Annotated in this window: 15 protein-coding genes; 11 read left to right on the top strand and 4 right to left on the bottom strand. The window is 66.3% G+C overall.

Annotated elements, in window-relative coordinates; all coding sequences use genetic code 11:
- Nucleotides 1-45: 45 nt before the first annotated feature.
- The 7 genes from ACM0M4_RS07305 to ACM0M4_RS07335 all read left to right on the top strand — a co-directional run bounded on the left by ACM0M4_RS07305 (nucleotide 46) and on the right by ACM0M4_RS07335 (nucleotide 12,000).
- A complete protein-coding gene (locus ACM0M4_RS07305; RefSeq protein WP_003453696.1) occupies nucleotides 46-5,286 on the top strand; it encodes a DNA repair ATPase in 5,241 nt (1,746 codons plus the stop codon).
- A gap of 18 nt (nucleotides 5,287-5,304) precedes the next feature.
- On the top strand, nucleotides 5,305-5,997 hold the full coding sequence (locus ACM0M4_RS07310; RefSeq protein WP_033936805.1) for a phospholipase D-like domain-containing protein: 693 nt from the start codon (nucleotides 5,305-5,307) through the stop codon (nucleotides 5,995-5,997).
- Nucleotides 5,998-6,103: 106 nt separating this feature from the next.
- Nucleotides 6,104-6,643, top strand: coding sequence for a YaeQ family protein (locus tag ACM0M4_RS07315; protein WP_003092594.1), 540 nt, complete (start codon nucleotides 6,104-6,106; stop codon nucleotides 6,641-6,643).
- A gap of 43 nt (nucleotides 6,644-6,686) precedes the next feature.
- On the top strand, nucleotides 6,687-8,402 hold the full coding sequence (gene recJ, locus ACM0M4_RS07320; RefSeq protein WP_221345515.1) for a single-stranded-DNA-specific exonuclease RecJ: 1,716 nt from the start codon (nucleotides 6,687-6,689) through the stop codon (nucleotides 8,400-8,402).
- A gap of 286 nt (nucleotides 8,403-8,688) precedes the next feature.
- Nucleotides 8,689-10,185 (top strand): M4 family elastase LasB, encoded by a 1,497-nt coding sequence (gene lasB, locus ACM0M4_RS07325; protein ID WP_003113835.1) that lies wholly within the window; start codon nucleotides 8,689-8,691, stop codon nucleotides 10,183-10,185.
- Between the two features lie 169 nt (nucleotides 10,186-10,354).
- Nucleotides 10,355-11,461 (top strand): NADH:flavin oxidoreductase/NADH oxidase, encoded by a 1,107-nt coding sequence (locus ACM0M4_RS07330; RefSeq protein ID WP_003100683.1) that lies wholly within the window; start codon nucleotides 10,355-10,357, stop codon nucleotides 11,459-11,461.
- 188 nt (nucleotides 11,462-11,649) lie between these two features.
- A complete protein-coding gene (locus ACM0M4_RS07335; RefSeq protein ID WP_003100685.1) occupies nucleotides 11,650-12,000 on the top strand; it encodes a hypothetical protein in 351 nt (116 codons plus the stop codon).
- Between the two features lie 12 nt (nucleotides 12,001-12,012).
- Here ACM0M4_RS07335 and nalC read toward each other — a convergent pair whose 3' ends face one another.
- Nucleotides 12,013-12,654: an efflux system transcriptional repressor NalC gene (nalC, locus tag ACM0M4_RS07340; protein ID WP_003100686.1), complete on the bottom strand. Its 642-nt coding sequence runs from the start codon at nucleotides 12,652-12,654 to the stop codon at nucleotides 12,013-12,015.
- A 204-nt stretch (nucleotides 12,655-12,858) separates the two neighbouring features.
- On the opposite strand from nalC, the gene ACM0M4_RS07345 reads away from it, so the two are divergent.
- The 3 genes from ACM0M4_RS07345 (at nucleotide 12,859) to ACM0M4_RS07355 (ending at nucleotide 14,842) form a co-directional block, all read left to right on the top strand.
- A complete protein-coding gene (locus tag ACM0M4_RS07345; RefSeq protein ID WP_003100688.1) occupies nucleotides 12,859-13,284 on the top strand; it encodes a hypothetical protein in 426 nt (141 codons plus the stop codon).
- A gap of 7 nt (nucleotides 13,285-13,291) precedes the next feature.
- A complete protein-coding gene (gene armR / locus ACM0M4_RS07350) occupies nucleotides 13,292-13,453 on the top strand; it encodes a MexR antirepressor ArmR (RefSeq protein WP_003100689.1) in 162 nt (53 codons plus the stop codon).
- A gap of 147 nt (nucleotides 13,454-13,600) precedes the next feature.
- Nucleotides 13,601-14,842 (top strand): MFS transporter, encoded by a 1,242-nt coding sequence (locus ACM0M4_RS07355; RefSeq protein WP_016253058.1) that lies wholly within the window; start codon nucleotides 13,601-13,603, stop codon nucleotides 14,840-14,842.
- Nucleotides 14,843-14,940: 98 nt separating this feature from the next.
- On the opposite strand, the gene ACM0M4_RS07360 is transcribed toward ACM0M4_RS07355, so the two are convergent.
- On the bottom strand, nucleotides 14,941-15,282 hold the full coding sequence (locus ACM0M4_RS07360) for an FKBP-type peptidyl-prolyl cis-trans isomerase (RefSeq protein WP_003092567.1): 342 nt from the start codon (nucleotides 15,280-15,282) through the stop codon (nucleotides 14,941-14,943).
- Nucleotides 15,283-15,492: 210 nt separating this feature from the next.
- Here ACM0M4_RS07360 and ACM0M4_RS07365 point away from each other — a divergent pair, with 210 nt between their 5' ends.
- The gene (locus ACM0M4_RS07365; RefSeq protein WP_003113839.1) at nucleotides 15,493-17,199 is read left to right on the top strand and encodes a WG repeat-containing protein; all 1,707 of its coding nucleotides are present in this window, start codon (nucleotides 15,493-15,495) and stop codon (nucleotides 17,197-17,199) included.
- Nucleotides 17,200-17,277: 78 nt separating this feature from the next.
- On the opposite strand, the gene ACM0M4_RS07370 is transcribed toward ACM0M4_RS07365, so the two are convergent.
- On the bottom strand, nucleotides 17,278-18,081 hold the full coding sequence (locus ACM0M4_RS07370) for a hypothetical protein (protein ID WP_003113840.1): 804 nt from the start codon (nucleotides 18,079-18,081) through the stop codon (nucleotides 17,278-17,280).
- 120 nt (nucleotides 18,082-18,201) lie between these two features.
- Nucleotides 18,202-18,843 (bottom strand): two-component system response regulator TtsR, encoded by a 642-nt coding sequence (gene ttsR, locus ACM0M4_RS07375; RefSeq protein WP_003092560.1) that lies wholly within the window; start codon nucleotides 18,841-18,843, stop codon nucleotides 18,202-18,204.
- Nucleotides 18,844-19,164 lie beyond the last annotated feature (321 nt).

The raw sequence follows: 19,164 nt of genomic DNA on the forward strand, positions 1-19,164 counted from the left end.
GGGCCGGTTTCCATCGATGACCGCCGTAGACCCAGGAAGACCAGGATGTCGGACACTCAAGCCGCAACTCCCGCGCAGGACGTATTGGACAAGGCCGTTGCCGAGGGCGGCGCCTACGAGGTGCTGCACAAGCGCCTGCTGGAGCAGGGCCAGCGCCTGCGGCAGACCGCCGAAAGGCTCAACGCCAGTCGCCTGGAGGAGTTCGGCGACAGCCAGATGGATGTGATCGGCCGGGTCCGCATCCGTACCGAGAACAACTGCATCGCCCGCGATATCGTCCAGGTCGGCGATTGCCTGCTGTTCGGCTACAACGTGTTCATCGGCCTGCGCAAGGAAACCGGCGTGGCCGACGTGTTCTCCCTCTACCGCCTGGTGGAGGGCAGCGAAGGCTACGAGGCGGAGCCTGTGCCACTGGGGGACAGCTTTCTCGCCGCGCCGGGCTTCGTCAACGACTTCAACGAGCTTTACACCTACTACAAGAACACCCGCCTGCTGCAACTGGCGATCCGCGACGGCAAGCTGCTGGCCAGCTTCCAGATCGGCGAGCGGATCACCGACATCCGCGTGTTCCGCTGGTCGATCTCCAGCGACGGCAGCGAAGTCCGCTACATCGACAACCGCGGCGAGCGCGACATCGCCTTGCCGGCACCGTTCGACTTCGAATGGCAGCGGGCTACCCGCGAGATGGTGGTGGAGGGCCGCTTCCCGCACCTGAACATCCTCGACACCCTGTTCGTCGAGACCATTGGCGGCGACCTGACCATCAAGGTCGAGAACAACACCGAGGTCGGCCTGGGCATCTATCGCGAAGAGGTGATGGACAAGACCCAGTCGCTGGACGACGCGCAGGTTGAGTTCGCCCGCCTCGGCAGCCTGCTGCTGCTCAAGGTCCTGCCCTATCGCGAGGAGCAGTGGCGCTACCTGGTGTTCAACAGCCTGACCGGCAAGGTCGAGCGCATCGACGCCATCGGCCTGGCCTGCATCCAGTTGCCGGAGGACCACGGGATCATCTTCCCCGGCGGCTACTACCTGCAGAACGGCGAGTACCGCACCTTCGAGCAATCCATGGAAGGCATGCGCTTCAAGCGCTCGGTACGCTCGCCCAACGGCGAGGACGTGCAGTACGTTTTCTACCATCCCGAGCAGGGGCGGAACGTGCTGCTCACCTACAACCTGATCAACCGCCAGTTGCAGAATCCGCTGTTCGGCCACGGCTACGCGCGCCTGGAGGACGGGCGCATGGTGATCTTCGCCGCCGAAGGCGAGGAACCGACCCGCATCCATCCGATGCAGGTCTGGCAGACGCCGTTCTGCACCGAGGAGTACGCGGCCCGCCAACCGGCGCGTAGCGGTTTTCTCGGGCGGATCGGCAATGCCGAGCTGGTGCGCGGCGTCTCCGACCTCTACGACTTGTGCCGGGAGATCGAGACCCCGGCGGTTTCGATCCAGCGCTACTCGCTGCTGTGCCAGAACACCCAGCGCCTGTTCGACGTCTACCACTGGCTCGGCAGCGACCAACTGGACGGCTTGGCGCCGCTGTTGCGCGAAGTGGCGGCGACCGCCGAGCTGGTGCTCGACGAGTACGAGAAGGTCGAAAGTATCCGCCGCCAGTCGGCCCAGGCGATGGTCGACGCGGAGGAGCGGCACAAGGCGCTCCTCTCCGGCTTGCTGCCCGACGGCTGGGACCGGGTGCAGCAGTTCGTCGACGGGCTCAACGGCATCACCGCCCAGCGTGGGTTGCTGCTGACCATCCGCGAGTACCGCTACATCGACGTGGCGCGACTCGACGCCATGGAGGCCGAACTGCTCGCGGCCCACGAGCGGGTGGCCGCCGCCACCGCGACCTTCCTCGCCAGCGAACAGGCCCTGCAGCCCTTGCTGGAGCGCCTGCAGAGCCTCGATGGCGAGGCGCAGAAAGCCGAGACCGTGGCCCAGCTCGGCGAGCCGCTGGCGGCCCTGGAGGCGATGGCCGGCGACCTCGACATGCTGTCCTCGCTGATGGCTTCGCTGCGCATCGACGACGCGACCCAGCGGACCCGCATCATCGAGTCGATCTCGGAGATCTACGCCCGCCTGAACCAGGCCAAGGCGCGCGCCGAGCAGCGGCGCAAGGGACTCGGTTCGAGCGAGACCGTGGCCCAGTTCGGCGCCCAGTTCAAACTGTTCGGCCAGGGCATCACCAACGCCCTGGCCCAGGCCCAGGACCCCGAGCGCTGCGACGAGCAACTGTCGCGCCTGCTGGTGCAACTGGAGGAACTGGAAAGCCAGTTCGGCGACCATGAGCAGTTCCTCGGCGACATCCTGGCCAAGCGCGAGGAGCTGCTGGAAACCTTCGAAGCGCACAAGCAGACCCTGCTCGACGAGCGCCAGCGCAAGGCCCAGGGACTGCTCGACGCCGCCCGGCGAATTCTCGACAGCCTGCAACGACGCACCGCGCGCTTCACCCAGGCGGAGGAACTGAACGCGTTCTTCGCCGCCGACCCGCTGATCCTCAAGTTGCGCGAACTGGCCGAACGTCTTCGCGAATTGAAGGACAGCGTCAAGGCCGACGACGTCGAGGCGCGCCTGAAGGCCGCGCGCGACCAGGCGGTCCGCGCATTGCGCGACAAGAGCGAGCTGTTCGAGGAGGGCGGCGACGTCATCCGCCTGGGCCCGCGCCACCGCTTCAGCGTCAACACCCAGGAACTCGACCTGACCCTGATGCCGCGCGGCGACGCGCTGTACCTGCACCTGACCGGCACCGATTTCCTCGAACCGCTGCAGGACCCGCGGCTCGATGAGTTGCGCGAGTTCTGGCAGGTGAACCTGGAATCCGAATCGGAGACGCTGTACCGCGCCGAATATCTCGCCGGCGAAGTGCTCGCCGCCGCCGACGCGGGCCGCGATGGCTTCAGCCTGGAGCGCTTGCAGGCGCTGCTGGCGCAGCCGGACGAGCTGGCGCGGGCGATCCGCGATTTCGCCGCACCGCGCTACAAGGAGGGCTACGAGAAAGGCATTCACGACCACGATGCGGCGGCGATCCTGGTTCGCCTGCTGCCGTTGCGCGAGAGCGCCGGACTGCTACGCTACGCACCCTCGGCGCGGGCCTTCGCCAGCCTGTTCTGGAGCCGCCGGCGCGAGGAGCGGGAAGTCGCCGGCTGGCCCGAGCGGGCACGCAGCAGCCGCAGCATCCAGCAGATGTTCGGTCGTGACGACGGCCTGCTCGCCCTTCGCGGCGAAGTGGCCGCGGCGATGCGTGCGCTGCTCGCCGAACAGCCCATCGCGCTGGACCCGCAGCATATCGACGAGGCGGCCGAGTACCTGGTCTGGGAATTGTCCGCCGAGCGTCCCGAATTCACCTTCAGCAAATATGCCCGGCAATTGCAGGAAGGACTCAAGCTGCGCCTGCAAGGCGCGCGTCTATGGGACGACTACCGGCAGACCCTGGAGCGTCTCGGCGAGCGGCCCGCCGCCCAGTGGGAACTGGCCGGCAACTGGCTGCGCGGACTATGTGGCGACGCCGAGTTCCAGCCGCTGGCGGCCTACCTGGACGAGGCGGTGGCGCTCTCGTTGCTGGACGAGGAGATGCCACGACGGATCACCGAGGTCGACCTGCGCTTCCAGGTCGACGGCCTGATGGGCGAGCATCCGCGCATCGTCGAACGCGGCCTGGCGCTGGCGGTGGACGACTTCTTCGGCCGCCTGCGTCGCCATCGCCAGCAGTTCCTGCCGGGGCTGCGGCGCTACCAGGCGCTGCGCCAGGAGATCGTCGAACGCGAGCGCGAGGCATTGCGCCTGGCCGAGTTCAAGCCGCGACCGCTGTCCTCGTTCGTTCGCAACAAGCTGATCAATGACGTCTACCTGGGTGTCATCGGCGACAACCTGGCCAAGCAGATGGGGACGGTGGGCGAGAACAAGCGCACCGACCTGATGGGCCTGCTGATGCTGATCTCCCCGCCAGGCTACGGCAAGACCACCCTGATGGAGTACGTGGCGCACCGCCTGGGGCTGATCTTCATGAAGATCAACGGTCCTGCCCTCGGCCACGAGGTGCGCTCGCTCGACCCCGGGCAGGCGCCGGACGCGACTTCGCGGCAGGAACTGGAGAAGCTCAACCTGGCGCTGGAGATGGGCAACAACGTGATGCTCTATGTCGACGACATCCAGCACACCCATCCGGAGTTCCTGCAGAAGTTCATCTCCCTCTGCGACGGCACGCGCCGGGTGGAAGGGGTGTGGAAGGGCCGGACCAAGACCTACGACATGCGTGGGCGGAAGTTCTGCGTGGTGATGGCGGGCAACCCCTACACCGAGTCCGGCGAGGTCTTCCGCATTCCCGACATGCTCGCCAACCGCGCCGACATCTACAACCTCGGCGACACCCTCAGCGGCATGCAGGAGGCGTTCTCCCTCAGCTACATCGAGAACGCCCTGACCTCCAACCCGGTTCTCGCGCCGCTGGCCACCCGCGACATGGCCGACGTCTATCGCTTCGTCGCCAAGGCCGAGGGCAAGCCGTTCTCCAGCAACGAGCTGGCCCACGGCTACAGCGGTGCCGAGATCAACGAGATCAGCAGCACCCTGCAACGCCTCATGCAGGTGCGCGACGTGGTGCTCAAGGTCAACCAGCAGTACATCGCCAGCGCCGCCCAGGCCGACCAGTACCGCAGCGAGCCGCCGTTCAAGCTGCAGGGCAGCTACCGCAACATGAACAAGATGGCGGAGAAGATCTCCGCGGTGATGAACGATGCCGAGCTGCTGCAACTGATCGCCGACCACTACCAGGGCGAGTCGCAACTGCTGACCACCGGAGCCGAGGAGAACCTGCTGAAGCTCGCCGAACTGCGCGGCAACCAGAGCCCCGAGCAGGCCGAGCGCTGGGCGCAGATCAAGCGTGACTTCCTGCGCAACAAGTCCATGGGCGGCAGCGACGCCGACGTCGGCGGACGGCTGGTTGCGCAGCTCAACGACCTTGTGGAAAGCGTCCGTGGCCTGGCTCGCGAACCCCAGCCGGTACAACCGGCGCCCTGGGACGAGTTGTTGGCTGGATTACGCCAGCTCGGCCAGGGTGCGCCGGCGCTGAACGTCGAGGTGACGGCGCCTGCGCAGCCGGGCGTGCAGCAGGTGCTGGAGAGCCTTGCCGCCTGCCTGCAGGACAGTTTCCTGCCGCTGATCAAGGTGATGGACCGCAAGATCGACGTCGACCTGCGCACGCACAACCGCATCAACGAGATATCCAGCCGCCTCGACGAGCTGGGCCGGTTGCTGGGCGGCGAGCAGAGGCCGCTGGAGAACGATCAACCCTGAGGACACGAGGAGCGGGAAATGGACTTCGACGGATTGGACCGCCAGCTGCGCGACAGCCTGGCCGATCTGAAGCTGAGCAACGAGGAGCGGGACGAACTGCGCCAACTGGGCAGCGAGCTGGCACCCGACCAGGTGCGTTTCCTGCGCAACCGTGCCTTCGACCTGGTGCGTGAGCTGGTCCTCCTGGAGGAGCAGGGCGAACGGATAGCCGCCCTGAAGTGGCTGGAGCAGGTGGTGCGCACCCTGGAGGTTACCGCGGCGCCGCCGCGCAGCCGCGCCAGCGCCTATTTCAGTCCCGGCGAGGCGTGTCGGCGGAAGATCCGCGAACTGTGCCGGCAGGCCAGGCAGAGCCTGGACATCTGCGTGTTCACCATCTCCGACGACCAGCTCAGTGCGGAAATCCTGGCCTGCCATCGGCGCGGCGTTCCGGTGCGGATCATCAGCGACGATGACAAGCAGTTCGACGAAGGCAGCGACATCCATGCGCTGCGCGAGGCCGGCGTGCCGCTGCGAATCGACGACAGTCCCTTCCACATGCACCACAAGTTCGCCCTGGTGGATGGCGCCTGGCTGCTCAACGGCAGTTTCAACTGGACCCGCAGCGCCAGCGTCAACAACGAAGAGAACCTGCTGGTAACCGACGACGCCGTGCTGATCGGCGCCTATCGGCGCGAGTTCGAGGAACTCTGGGGCCGCTACGCCCCGCGCTGAGCGGCAGCGACGCGAGAAAGGCAGGGCAGGCGGTCGGCCGGCGGACCGCACGCGGGCGGGTTTCAGGTTAGACTTGCGCCCTTTCGCTTCCCACGCCGGTATTCCCATGGCCCTGCAATCCACGCCCTATAAAGCCGATATTTCCCTCACCGACCTGGACCGCGGGGTCTACGAGACGTTGCGCCTGACCGTGGCCCGGCACCCCTCCGAGACCGAGGAGCGCCTGGCCGTGCGCTTGCTGGCCTACGTGCTGTGGTACGGCGAGCAGATCGCCTTCGGGCGTGGCCTGTCGGACGTGGACGAACCGGCGCTCTGGGAAAAGAGCCTGGACGGCCGGGTCCTGCACTGGATCGAAGTCGGCCAGCCGGACGCCGAGCGCATCACTTGGTGCTCGCGTCGCTGCGAGCGCTTCAGCCTGCTCGCCTATGGCAACCTGCGGGTCTGGCAGACCAAGGTGCTGGACAGCGTGCGCAGCCTGAAGAACATCAACGTCGCGGCAGTGCCCCAGGAACCCCTGGAGAGCCTGTCCCGCGACCTGCCGCGTTCGATCAACTGGACCGTGATGATCAGCGAGGGCACCCTGTTCGTCACCGACGAGAACGGCCAGCACGAGTTGCAGCTGGAGTGGCTGCAGGGCGAGCGTTGATCGCCGCCGCCGTTTCCTTCCGTCGAGCCGAACGAGTGACCTGATGCGTATCGAACCCCGCCCCCTGCCCGAAACCCTGCCTGATCTCGGCGACCTTCCGCCATTGCTGGCGCGCCTGTACGCGGCTCGTGGCGTGCGTTGCGCCGAGGAGCTGGACAAGGGCCTGGCGCGGCTGATTCCCTACCAGCGGCTGAAAGGCATCGAGGAGGGCGTGGCGCTGCTGGTGGACGCCCTGGAGGGCGGCCAGCGGATTCTCATCGTCGGCGACTTCGACGCCGACGGCGCCACCGCCAGCAGCGTCGGCGTGCTGGCCCTGCGCATGCTCGGCGCGGCCTGGGTCGATTACCTGGTGCCGAACCGCTTCGAGTACGGCTACGGCCTGACCCCGGAGATCGTCGGCGTGGCCCTGGAGAAGCGTCCCGACCTGCTGGTGACGGTGGACAACGGCATCTCCAGCGTGGACGGCGTCCAGGCGGCGAAAGCCGCGGGGCTCAAGGTGCTGGTCACCGACCACCACCTGCCTGGCCCGGAACTGCCGGCGGCGGATGCGATCATCAACCCCAACCAGCCGGGCTGCGAATTCCCCAGCAAGGCCATGGCCGGGGTCGGGGTGATCTTCTATGTGATGCTGGCGTTGCGGGCGCGCCTGCGCGAGCTGGACTGGTTCGCCCGGCGCGGGCTGAAGGAACCGAACCTCGCCGAGCTGCTCGACCTGGTGGCGCTGGGCAGCGTCGCCGATGTGGTGCCGCTCGATGCCAACAACCGCATCCTGGTCCACCAGGGCCTCGCGCGCATCCGCGCCGGCCGCGCCCGGCCGGGCTTGCGCGCGCTGCTGGAGGTGGCCGGGCGGCCTCCGGTACGGATCACCTCCACCGACCTGGGTTTCATCCTCGGTCCGCGCCTGAACGCGGCGGGTCGGCTCGACGACATGTCCCTCGGCATCGAATGCCTGCTCTGCGACGACGAAGCGCTGGCCCGCGACATGGCGGTGCAGCTCGACCAGTTGAACCAGGACCGCAAGGCCATCGAGCAGGGTATGCAGCGCGAGGCGCTGGCGCAGCTCAAGGAGCTGAGCCTGGAGCAACTGCCGTTCGGCTTGTGCCTGTTCGACGCCGACTGGCACCAGGGCGTGATCGGAATCCTCGCCTCGCGCCTGAAGGAGCGTTACCACCGGCCGACCATCGCCTTCGCCGATGCCGGCGACGGCAGCCTGAAAGGCTCGGCACGGTCGCTTCCCGGCTTCCACATCCGCGACGCGCTGGACGCGGTAGCCGCCCGTCATCCCGGGCTGATCAGCAAGTTCGGCGGCCACGCGATGGCTGCCGGACTATCGTTGCCGCAGGAAAACTTCGGCGCTTTCTCCGCCGCCTTCGATGCCGAAGTACGCCGCCAACTGGCCGAGGAGGACCTGGCCGGGCGCCTGCTCTCCGATGGCCAGTTGAGCATCCAGGAGTTCCACCTGGAGCTGGCGCGCGCGTTGCGCCAGGCCGGTCCCTGGGGCCAGCACTTTCCCGAGCCGATGTTCCACGGGGTGTTCCAGCTGGTGCAGCAGCGGATCGTCGGCGAGCGTCACCTGAAGCTGGTGCTGAAAAGCGAATGCGGCTCGCTGCAACTGGATGGCATTGCCTTCAACATCGACCGCGAGCAGTGGCCCAACCCCACCGTGCGCTGGGCCGAACTGGCCTACAAACTCGACGTCAACGAATTCCGCGGCCAGGAAAGCGTGCAGTTGATGATCGTCCACATGGCTCCTCGCTGAACGCGCCACGGGGCCACGGGCAACCTAGCTGCCCCCTGCTTTTCTGTTAGCTATTCCAGCGAAAACATACAGATTTCCGGCGAAATCAAGGCTACCTGCCAGTTCTGGCAGGTTTGGCCGCGGGTTCTTTTTGGTACACGAAAGCACCGTCGAAAACGGGACCGAGCCAGGGGAGTGCAGTTCCTTCTACCCGAAGGACTGATACGGCTGTTCCGATCAGCCCACAAGGCGGCGGTAAGCGTCGGCCGAGTACTTCGGCCTGAAAAAACCAGGAGAACTGAACAAGATGAAGAAGGTTTCTACGCTTGACCTGTTGTTCGTTGCGATCATGGGTGTTTCGCCGGCCGCTTTTGCCGCCGACCTGATCGACGTGTCCAAACTCCCCAGCAAGGCTGCCCAGGGCGCGCCCGGCCCGGTCACCTTGCAAGCCGCGGTCGGCGCTGGCGGTGCCGACGAACTGAAAGCGATCCGCAGCACGACCCTGCCCAACGGCAAGCAGGTCACCCGCTACGAGCAATTCCACAACGGCGTACGGGTGGTCGGCGAAGCCATCACCGAAGTCAAGGGTCCCGGCAAGAGCGTGGCGGCGCAGCGCAGCGGCCATTTCGTCGCCAACATCGCTGCCGACCTGCCGGGCAGCACCACCGCGGCGGTATCCGCCGAGCAGGTGCTGGCCCAGGCCAAGAGCCTGAAGGCCCAGGGCCGCAAGACCGAGAATGACAAAGTGGAACTGGTGATCCGCCTGGGCGAGAACAACATCGCCCAACTGGTCTACAACGTCTCCTACCTGATTCCCGGCGAGGGACTGTCGCGGCCGCATTTCGTCATCGACGCCAAGACCGGCGAAGTGCTCGATCAGTGGGAAGGCCTGGCCCACGCCGAGGCGGGCGGCCCCGGCGGCAACCAGAAGATCGGCAAGTACACCTACGGTAGCGACTACGGTCCGCTGATCGTCAACGACCGCTGCGAGATGGACGACGGCAACGTCATCACCGTCGACATGAACAGCAGCACCGACGACAGCAAGACCACGCCGTTCCGCTTCGCCTGCCCGACCAACACCTACAAGCAGGTCAACGGCGCCTATTCGCCGCTGAACGACGCGCATTTCTTCGGCGGCGTGGTGTTCAAACTGTACCGGGACTGGTTCGGCACCAGCCCGCTGACCCACAAGCTGTACATGAAGGTGCACTACGGGCGCAGCGTGGAGAACGCCTACTGGGACGGCACGGCGATGCTCTTCGGCGACGGCGCCACCATGTTCTATCCGCTGGTGTCGCTGGACGTGGCGGCCCACGAGGTCAGCCACGGCTTCACCGAGCAGAACTCCGGGCTGATCTACCGCGGGCAATCAGGCGGAATGAACGAAGCGTTCTCCGACATGGCCGGCGAGGCTGCCGAGTTCTATATGCGCGGCAAGAACGACTTCCTGATCGGCTACGACATCAAGAAGGGCAGCGGTGCGCTGCGCTACATGGACCAGCCCAGCCGCGACGGGCGATCCATCGACAACGCGTCGCAGTACTACAACGGCATCGACGTGCACCACTCCAGCGGCGTGTACAACCGTGCGTTCTACCTGTTGGCCAATTCGCCGGGCTGGGATACCCGCAAGGCCTTCGAGGTGTTCGTCGACGCCAACCGCTACTACTGGACCGCCACCAGCAACTACAACAGCGGCGCCTGCGGGGTGATTCGCTCGGCGCAGAACCGCAACTACTCGGCGGCTGACGTCACCCGGGCGTTCAGCACCGTCGGCGTGACCTGCCCGAGCGCGTTGTAAGCTCGGTGGTCCCGGCCGGCACTCCAGGAAGGAATGCCGGTCGGGGTCGCTCAAGCCGTCTTCCGCCAGGAGGGCGGCTGCTTTATGTCGCTTGGGCCGTTGGCCTCCGCGAACCCGGTCTAAAGTTCAGGTGTGAGCACTTATTCCAAGACCGACCGGGAGTCCTGCCATGAGTCTGCTGTTCGAGCCTCTTAGCCTGCGTCAAATCACCTTGCCCAACCGCATCGCCGTATCGCCCATGTGCCAGTACTCGGCGCAGGAGGGCCTGGCCAACGACTGGCATCTCGTGCACCTGGGCAGCCGCGCGGTGGGCGGCGCCGGCCTGGTGATAGTCGAAGCCACCGCGGTGTTGCCCGAGGGGCGCATCACCGCTGACGACCTCGGCATCTGGAGCGACGCGCATGTCGAGCCGTTGCATCGCATCACCCGTTTCATCGAGTCCCAGGGCGCGGTCGCCGGGGTCCAGCTGGCCCACGCCGGGCGCAAGGCGAGTACCTGGCGGCCGTGGCTGGGCAAGCACGGCAGCGTGCCGATCGGCGACGGCGGCTGGATACCGGTGGCGCCGTCGGCGATCCCGTTCGATCCCCAGCACACGACCCCCGAGGCCCTGAGCGAGGCGCAGATCGAGGCGCTGGTGCAGGCCTTCGTACGCGCCGCCGAGCGCTCCCTGGCTGCCGGCTTCAAGGTCGCGGAGGTGCATGCGGCCCACGGCTACCTGTTGCATCAGTTCCTCTCGCCGCTGTCGAACCAGCGTCGCGACCAGTACGGCGGCTGCTTCGAGAACCGCATCCGCCTGCTTCTGCAGGTCACCGCCGCGGTGCGCAAGGCCTGGCCGCAAGAGTTGCCGCTATTCGTGCGGCTGTCCGCCACCGACTGGGTGGAGGATGGCTGGAACCCCGACGAGACCGTGGAACTGGCCCGGCGCCTGAAGGACCTGGGCGTGGACCTGATCGACGTGTCTTCCGGCGGTACCGCGGCGAATGCGGAAATCCCGGTAGGACCGGGCTACCAGACCGAGTTCGCCGAACGGGTGAAGAAGGAGGCCGGCATCGCCAGCGGCACGGTGGGCATGATCACCGAGCCTGTGCAGGCCGAGCATATCCTGCGCACCGGTCAGGCCGACCTGATCCTGCTTGCCCGTGAACTGCTGCGCGATCCGTACTGGCCGTTGCACGCCGCCGACGAACTGCGCAACGAGCAGATGCCCTGGCCGCCGCAGTACCTGCGAGCCGCTCATCGCAGCACGCCGCCGCGCAAATCCCTGGAAATGCAGTGAGCCGTCGGGGCCGTCGGCGCGGCGAGGCGCTGGCGGCCCACCTGATGGAAACCTTTGCCGACCTTGGCGGTCTGCCTGGCATCAGGAAATCAACCTGAGCGTTTCGTGGGAGATATTGCGTAATGGCAATATGATGTTATTCTCCCGCGACGTTCGCTCCGGACCGCACTTCGAGAAAGGATGCTCGCATGCACGCCAACGCCGGTTCTCCCCACGCCTCCCTGCCTGACAGCGATGTCGCCCTGCTGGCCAATATCCTGGTCCTGGCGACACGCAACATGAACAACATGACCACCATGCTGGCGCACCTTTCGGTGGAGCTCAGCCAGAGCGAAGAGCCACGCCTGCAACGGGTCGGTCATCGGGTCCTGAACGAACTCTCGGAGCTGGGGGCCGCCCTGGAGACCCAGTGGGACCTGATCGGCGCGCTGGCGCGTTTCTCACCCCTGCTCGAACGTACCCTGCCGCGCCAGGAACCCCTGGTCACCGAGATCCACCTCACCGAACTGCCGGGCCAGGCGCTGCCGCCCTCCGCCTGAACGGCGCGTCGCTCAGCCCTGCGCGGGGCTCTGCGACAGGTGTTCCAGGTAGCAGGCGATGATGTCCACCGACAGCTTGAGGCGGGTTTCCAGCAGCGTCATGGTCGGCTGGAAGTCGGCCACGCTGAGGGCCTTGAGGAACAGGTCGGCCTTGAGCATCTCGAGAAACTGGCAGGCCACCGCGTAGAGCGTTTCCTCGTCCATGTGGGGAGCGACCGCGGCCAGTCGCTCGCTGAGCAGCAGATAGCTCTGCTGCGGCCCCTGCTCGTAGAAGGACTTGCCGATCGCCGGAAACCGCGGGGATTCCGCCACCACCAGGCGATAGAGGCTCTGGCAGCGGGGATCGAGCAGGCTGGTGAGAAAGCGCCGGCCGAAATGCTCGAGGGTGGCGCTCAGCGTGGCGGCGGGGCGCGGCTGATCGGCGCTGTCGTCGAAGATTTCCTCGATCATGTGGGCGATCACCGCGGCGAACAGGCCCTCCTTGCCGCCGAAGGAGCTGTACAGGGTCCCCCGTGAACCACCGGCCCGTTCTATCACCATGTCCAGGGTGGTGCCTTCGAAACCGTGTTCGAGAAAGGCCTGGGTAGCGGCGTCGAGCATGGCGCGGCGGCGTTGCCTGCCGCGTTCGGTCAGACGGGGAGAAGCATCGTTCATGAGCGGTATCGGGCCTCGCGGGGTGGCGGTCGGAAGGTGCGCATGGTGGGCCGTCGGGACGGTCCGTTCAAGCCTTCAGGCGGTTTGCTGAGAGCGTTTCTCGTTAGGGTTGACGCTGGTCATTTAAGAACTGTATCGTACAGTACTGTTTTGGCAAGCACTTCCGCTCATTCCTCCGCCTTGCCTCCCCGCAGGAGTCCCCCCATGAATGCCCCCGCTAAGAGCCTGTTGGATATCGATGCCTTTCCCTTGGTCCAGGTCCGCGAGATGCCCCGCGAGCTGGCCGATGTCGAGCGCTGGTTGGAGGAGGTCGAGGCGCTGCTGGCCGTCGAGCGCGATTTCGCCCTGGTCTATCCGCCGCTCCCGCAGGAAACAGCTGAAGGCGACCAGCAGGCGCGCAAGCGCCTGGTGTTGTGGCTCAAGGAAAATCGCCAGCGCTTCGTCGAGCATTGCCGGGGCATCCTGCTCAGTGCCAACGGCCAGCCGGACAACCTCGCCGACCTGCAGCAACTGGCGCCGGTGCTGCAGGCTGTCTACGGCCCGCCGGTGAGCGTGGCGCCGGACCTGGCGTCCGCCCGCGGCATGGCGAAGGCACTGCTGAGCGGGCCGGCGACGGGGATGAACTGGTGACGCCGCCATGTCCCTGAACACTCCGCGCAACAAACCGTCCCGCACCGAGACCGAAGCTGTCGCTGCCAGCTCGGGACGATCCGCCGTCGGTCGGCGGGATTACACCGAGCAGCTGCGCCGGGCAGCCCGGCGCAATGCCTGGGACCTCTACGGCGAGCACTTCTACTGAGCGGGCGTGCCGGATTGCCATTGGTGCGGGCGATGGAACACATCGTTTGATTCCTGGGCTCTTTACCTCAAGTTAACTTGAGCTATCAGAATCCGCGCAGAGCGTCTGGCGATCTTGCCGGGCGCCACTCCATGCCCGGAGGCAACGATGGATAGCCCGTCCACTCCCGCTCGTCCGCACCCCCAGGCCAGCCCGCGATGGCTGGCAGTTGCCAATGTGATCTTCGCCGGCATCGCCGCTGCCCTGCATGTCGGCAAGGCGACCATCGCCCTGCCGTCGCTGCAACGGAGCTTCGGCGGCGACCTCGCCGCGCTGAGCTGGATCATGTCCGCCTTTCCGTTCGTCGGCGTATTCGGCGGCATCGCCGCCGGCCTCCTGGTGCGTCGCTGGGGAGATCGCCGGCTGCTGACCGGTGGGCTGGCGATTCTCGGCGGGGCGAGCCTGCTCGGTGCGTCGATGCAGGACTTCGCCTGGTTGCTTGCCACTCGCTTCGTCGAGGGGCTCGGTTTCCTCATCGTGGTAGTAGCGGCGCCCGCCGTGTTGCACAGGATCACCAGCGAGACGCGGCGCAGCGTGGTGTTCGGTCTGTGGAGCACCTTCATGGCAGGCGGAATCGCCCTCTCGATGCTGTTCGGGCCGCTGCTCGCGGACTGGCGTGCCGACTGGCAACTGAGCGCACTGCTGGTACTGGTCGCGGCGCTGCTGCTGCCGCTCAGCGTCCCTGCCGACGATGGGTGCAGGGCGGCAGGCGTGAGGCCGGCCGGTCTTGGCACGTTGCTCAAGGTTCCGGCGATCACCCTGCTGGCGCTCGGCTTCACCACCTACAACCTGCAGTTCTTCGCCCTGATGACGTTCCTCCCCGTGTTCCTCATGCAGCGCCTGGGTGTCGCCCTGGAGACTGCGGGACTCATCGGCGCGGCCATCGTCGCGGCGAACGCCCTGGGCAATGTCGCGGCGGGTTTCATCCTTTCCCGCGGCATACGTCCCGGCGCCTTGCTGGCGAGCACCGCGATCCTGATGGGACTCACCGGTGCGGCGTTCTTCCATGCCGCGATGCCGGGGCTCCTGGCGATTGCGCTGGGGTTCGTCTTCTCGGCGGTCGCCGGCATGCTCCCCACCACCGTGCTGGCGACCGCGCCGCTGGCCTCGCCCGCGCCTTCGCTGACGCCACTGGCCATCGGCTGGGTAATGCAGGGCAACTACCTGGGGCAGGTGATCGGCCCCTTGCTGATCGGCCTGATCGTCAGCCGTTTCGACTGGTCGGGCGCGATCGGCCTGATGCTGGTCGCGGGCGCGGCGGGGGCCGTCCTGGGGTTCTGCCTGCTGCGTGCGCTGGACGGCCTGCCTCGCGCCATTGCCACGGGTTCCGCGGCTCGCCCCGCGGATTAGAAGAGAAACCGGCTTCGTGCAGGGCGGGTAGCCGAGCGACTATTCGTCCTGCGCATTGGTTCGGCACGGGCGACCAGAGGCCGCCGCCGTCCCTCGGCTCAGTCGTCGCGGGTGAGCACTTCCAGCAGTTCGATCTCGAACAGCAGGTTGGAGTGGGGCTTGATGTGCGCGCCGACCTGCCGTTCGCCGTAGGCCAGGTGGGAAGGGACGAACAGCCGTCGCTTGCCACCGACCTTCATGCCCATCAGGCCCTGGTCCCAACCCTTGATCACTCGTCCGGTGCCGATCACGCACTGGAATGGCCGGCCGCGCTCGTAGGAGGAGTCGAACAGCGTGCCGTCTTCCAGGGTGCCCTTGTACTGGGTGGTGATCAGCGCACCCTTCACTACCTCCTTGCCGTCGCCCAGGAGGAGGTCTTCGATCTGCAGTCGGTCGTTCATGGGGCGGTACCTGCGCGGTTTGCGGAAAGCCGCGATTCTGCCAGCAAGCGCGCCGCCTGTCGCCGAGCCGCGGGATCAGGGCATTGCCAGGCGGTCCGCGGCACGGGCATCATGCCCGCGCCTTTCCGTCGGGAAGGCTACCGCGTTCCGCGATGTCGCGCGCATCGCGGCTGGACACATATCTCAGGGATCATACGAGAACATATCCGCATGCAAAGACTGTCGCGTATCGGCCGCAACACCCTCGCCGTCTCCGTTTCCACCTTGCTCCTCAGCGCCTGCAACCAGGGCGACGATGCGCCGAAGCCTGCGGCGGTCGCGCCGCAACCGGCCGCACCGAGCATGGCTGCACTGAGCATCCCGCTATGCCTCAACGGCCAGTGCGCGGTGATCGACCAGGACGCCAAGCTGCTCGTGCCGTTCGACAACGACTACGACAATATCGTCGCCAGCGCCTACCAGGGCACCCTGATGGCGGCGCGCGAGGAGCGCTGGAACCTGATCCAGGCGAAGGACGGCAAGGTGTTGCGCGACGATATCGGCGAAGCCCTGTCGCTGCTCACCCCCAACCTCTATGGCTTCGTCCGCGATGGCAAGTACGGCGTGGTCGACGGCCAGGGCAAGGAAGTCCAGGCGCCGCGTTTCGACGACATCTACCCCAACAGTGCCAACGAATTCATCATCTACGAGATCGATGGCAAGCGCGGCATCCTCGATGCCAAGGGCAAGCAGCTCACCGAGGCGCTCTACGACACCACCCTGGTCAACGGCAGCGTCGCCGAACACGGCGGCTTGATCAGCGCCGAGCGTGGCGAGGAGAAGTGGATCATCAACCTCGCTACCGGCGAACAGAAGGCCGTGGCCTACGAGAGCCTGGGCGACCTCCACGACGGCGTGATGAGCGCCAGCGTCATCGGCAAGGGCTCCCAACTGGTGGATGCCAAGGGCGACGTGGTCGGTGACGGCAAGAGCTACGATTACCTGGGCACCCCGGCCAACGGCCTGGTCGCGTTCCGCGAGAAGTACGACAGCCCCTGTGGCTACCTCGACTACCAGGGCAAGGTGGCGATCGCCGCCCAGTTCGCCGGTTGCGGCGCCTTCGGCAAGCAGGGCGGGCTGGCCCAGCAGCGCATGGAAGATGGCTCGTCGGGCAAGTACGGCCTGATCGATCGCAGCGGCGCCTGGAAGGTGCAGCCGCAGTACGATTCGGCCGACAGCGCCGGCCTCACCGCGCTTGGCTACACCGTCGACGTGCCCGGCCTGGCTGCCGTCGGCGTGAGCACCGGCCTGTTCAGCGCCGACTTCGGCATCTTCAACCTCGACGAAGGCAGCGAGTGGGTGAAGCCGGGTTATGCGCAGATCGGCGCGCTGGGCAACGACCTGTTCGTCGTGGCGAAGAAGGGCGGGCCGCAGAAGACCGTCAGCTTCATGGGTTCGGAAAGCCAGGTGCCGGTGGTGGGCCTGATGGACCGCAGCGGCAAGATGCTGCTGGAGCCGGACGAACTGATCAGCATCCAGTCTGCGTATGACGGTCGTTTCCTGGAAGGTCTCGACGGTATGGACAACGCTGCCCACACCGTGTTGCTCGATCGCCAGGGACGCACGCTGGTTCCAGCGCTCTGGCAGAAGCTGGAGGTGAATCCGCAGCAGGGTTACATCCTGGGCTACGAAGTCAGCGGCACTGGCGACGAGGCGACGGAAACCTTGCGCGCACTGTACGACCTGAACGGCAAGCCGCGCTTCACCGTGGCCACCACCGATTGCGGCGCCGAACAGTTGCTCGACGGCAATGGCAAGGCGATCTGGCCGCAGGACCCGACCCCGTATTGCCAGTCGGACGACGAGCAGGACGACGAAGGCGAGCCGGAGCAGGAGCCGGCGCCCGTCGAAGAGAGCGAGGAAACCAGCGAGAGCTGAGTTCCCCGGGCGCGTCCGTCCCTTGCGGCGGGCGCGCGGTTCCGCTGTTTCGCCGTGGCTGCTGGCCACGGTCTCCCCTCACTGGCGGTGCCAGAAGTCCGAATACTCCTCGAACGGGTAGCGCTCGCCGTCATAGCGCAGCGTGCGCTTCACCGTGCGCAAGGGTTTGCCGTTCTCCGTTTCGCCGTCGCTGACCCGCGAGGTGATGACCAGGTCGGCAAAGCCGTTGGAGCGTCCGCGGCCGAGTTCCAGGGTCAGGTGCGAGACTTCCTGTTCGAACCCGGGCTCGGCGGAGCAGACCGAGCCTTTCAGCGTCCTCCACTGGTCCAGGTAGGTATTGAGCACCGGCCGCAGCTTGCCTTCGCCGGCCGGCACCACCAGGGTCAGCAGGTTGTCGAAGCCGGCTTCCGGACAACTGGCGCCACGCGCCACGCTATGGAATACCACGCCGAAGGCGCGCACCGTCGGGCTCAGGCGATAGCGCGCGGTGTCCAGCCAGAGGCTGTCGCTGCCGACGGCGACGGACGCGTCTTCTTCGAAGTCGCTGTCGTAGCGTTCGAGCAGCCTGCCGCTGCGGCTGTCGGCCTTGGCCAATAGCAGATGCGGGTGGCGTTCGCCTTCCACGGCGGTGTCGCCCGGATCCAGGTAGGCCATGGCGATCACCGTCTGCGCGGGGTCGTCCGGCCAGGGCTTGCAGGCCACGGCGAGGAACGGACCGGAAGATTCGTACGAAGGGGCTATCCAGCCATCGTGGCCGACCTGCCTGGCTACGGCGTCAAGCAGTCGCGACGCGCAGGGCTGCGGTTCGCGGGCTTCGGCCTGGCTGGCGAGTCCCAGCAGCAGGAGGCAGAGTCGGGCGGAGAGGCGGCGGTTACGGTCCATGTGAAAAGAGTCCTTTGGTGGAGGCGGGCACGGAAGACGCCCGGCGCTGCGGGACATTCTAGCGGCTGCGCGGACCTTGCGAAGCGGGCTGGCGGGGCGGACATATCGCGGCCGCGCTGCTCAGGCCAGGCCGTTTTCCCGGATGTAGATAAAGAGTCCGGCATTGCTGTCCAGGCCAAGCTTGCGCATGGCGCTGCTCTTTTGCGCGCTGATGGTCTGCTTGCTGCGGCACAGTCGGATGGCGATTTCCCCGACCGCCAGGCCGCTGCCGTACAGGCGCAGCACTTCCACTTCGCGCGGGGTGAGTTGTTCGAGGCTGGCCAGCGGCTTGCCGTGCTCGGCTTCGCCCACTTCCAGCAGGTGTGCGATGGAGCGCGAGATGAATGGTCGACGGCCGGCGTGGCGGATCGCCTTGGGCAGATCGTCGAGCATGCCGCGTTTGCTCACCAGGCCGTGAATGCCCAGCTTGAGCAGGGATGAAACGAGTGCCGGGTTGCCGAGCATGGTGACGACGATGATCGGCAGGTCCGGATAGCGCCGCCGGACCTTCTGCACCAGGCGCAAGCCGTCGGCCTGCTGGCTGCCGGGCATCATCAGGTCGGTGATCAGCAGGTCGCAGGGGTGCGCTTCGAGCTGCGCCAGCAAGCCATCGGCGTCCTGGGCCTGGGCGACGATCCGCAGGTCGTCGTACGCACTCAGCAGATAGCGCATGCCGATCAGGGTGAGGGCGTGGTCGTCGACGAGGATGACGCGTGTTTTCATGAAATCGAACCCGATCGAGGTGGAGGTTTCCGCAGCGGCTACCGGCAACGCCGGCAGGCGGATAATCCGCCAGGAGGCAGCTCCGGACGGGCTCGAATTCTAGCGATGGTGTCTGTCGGTTTAATCAGGACTTTTCTGAATGCTAGTAGGAAATTTCCTATGTGTTTTCCCTAGGTTATTTCGAGGGGAGGCCGAGAAACATAGGGTCTTTGAACGGCTTTCGTGGAGTAGGGGTTGAAATCGCTGTCAGTACATTTCTGTCAGTCTTGCTGGACATCGGAAGGGCGCGACGGCAGCGCGGGTTCCGCTGCCGTCGCCGTC

The sequence above is a fragment of the Pseudomonas sp. 18-147 genome (genome assembly GCF_051048045.1).
Classification (GTDB): domain Bacteria; phylum Pseudomonadota; class Gammaproteobacteria; order Pseudomonadales; family Pseudomonadaceae; genus Pseudomonas; species Pseudomonas aeruginosa.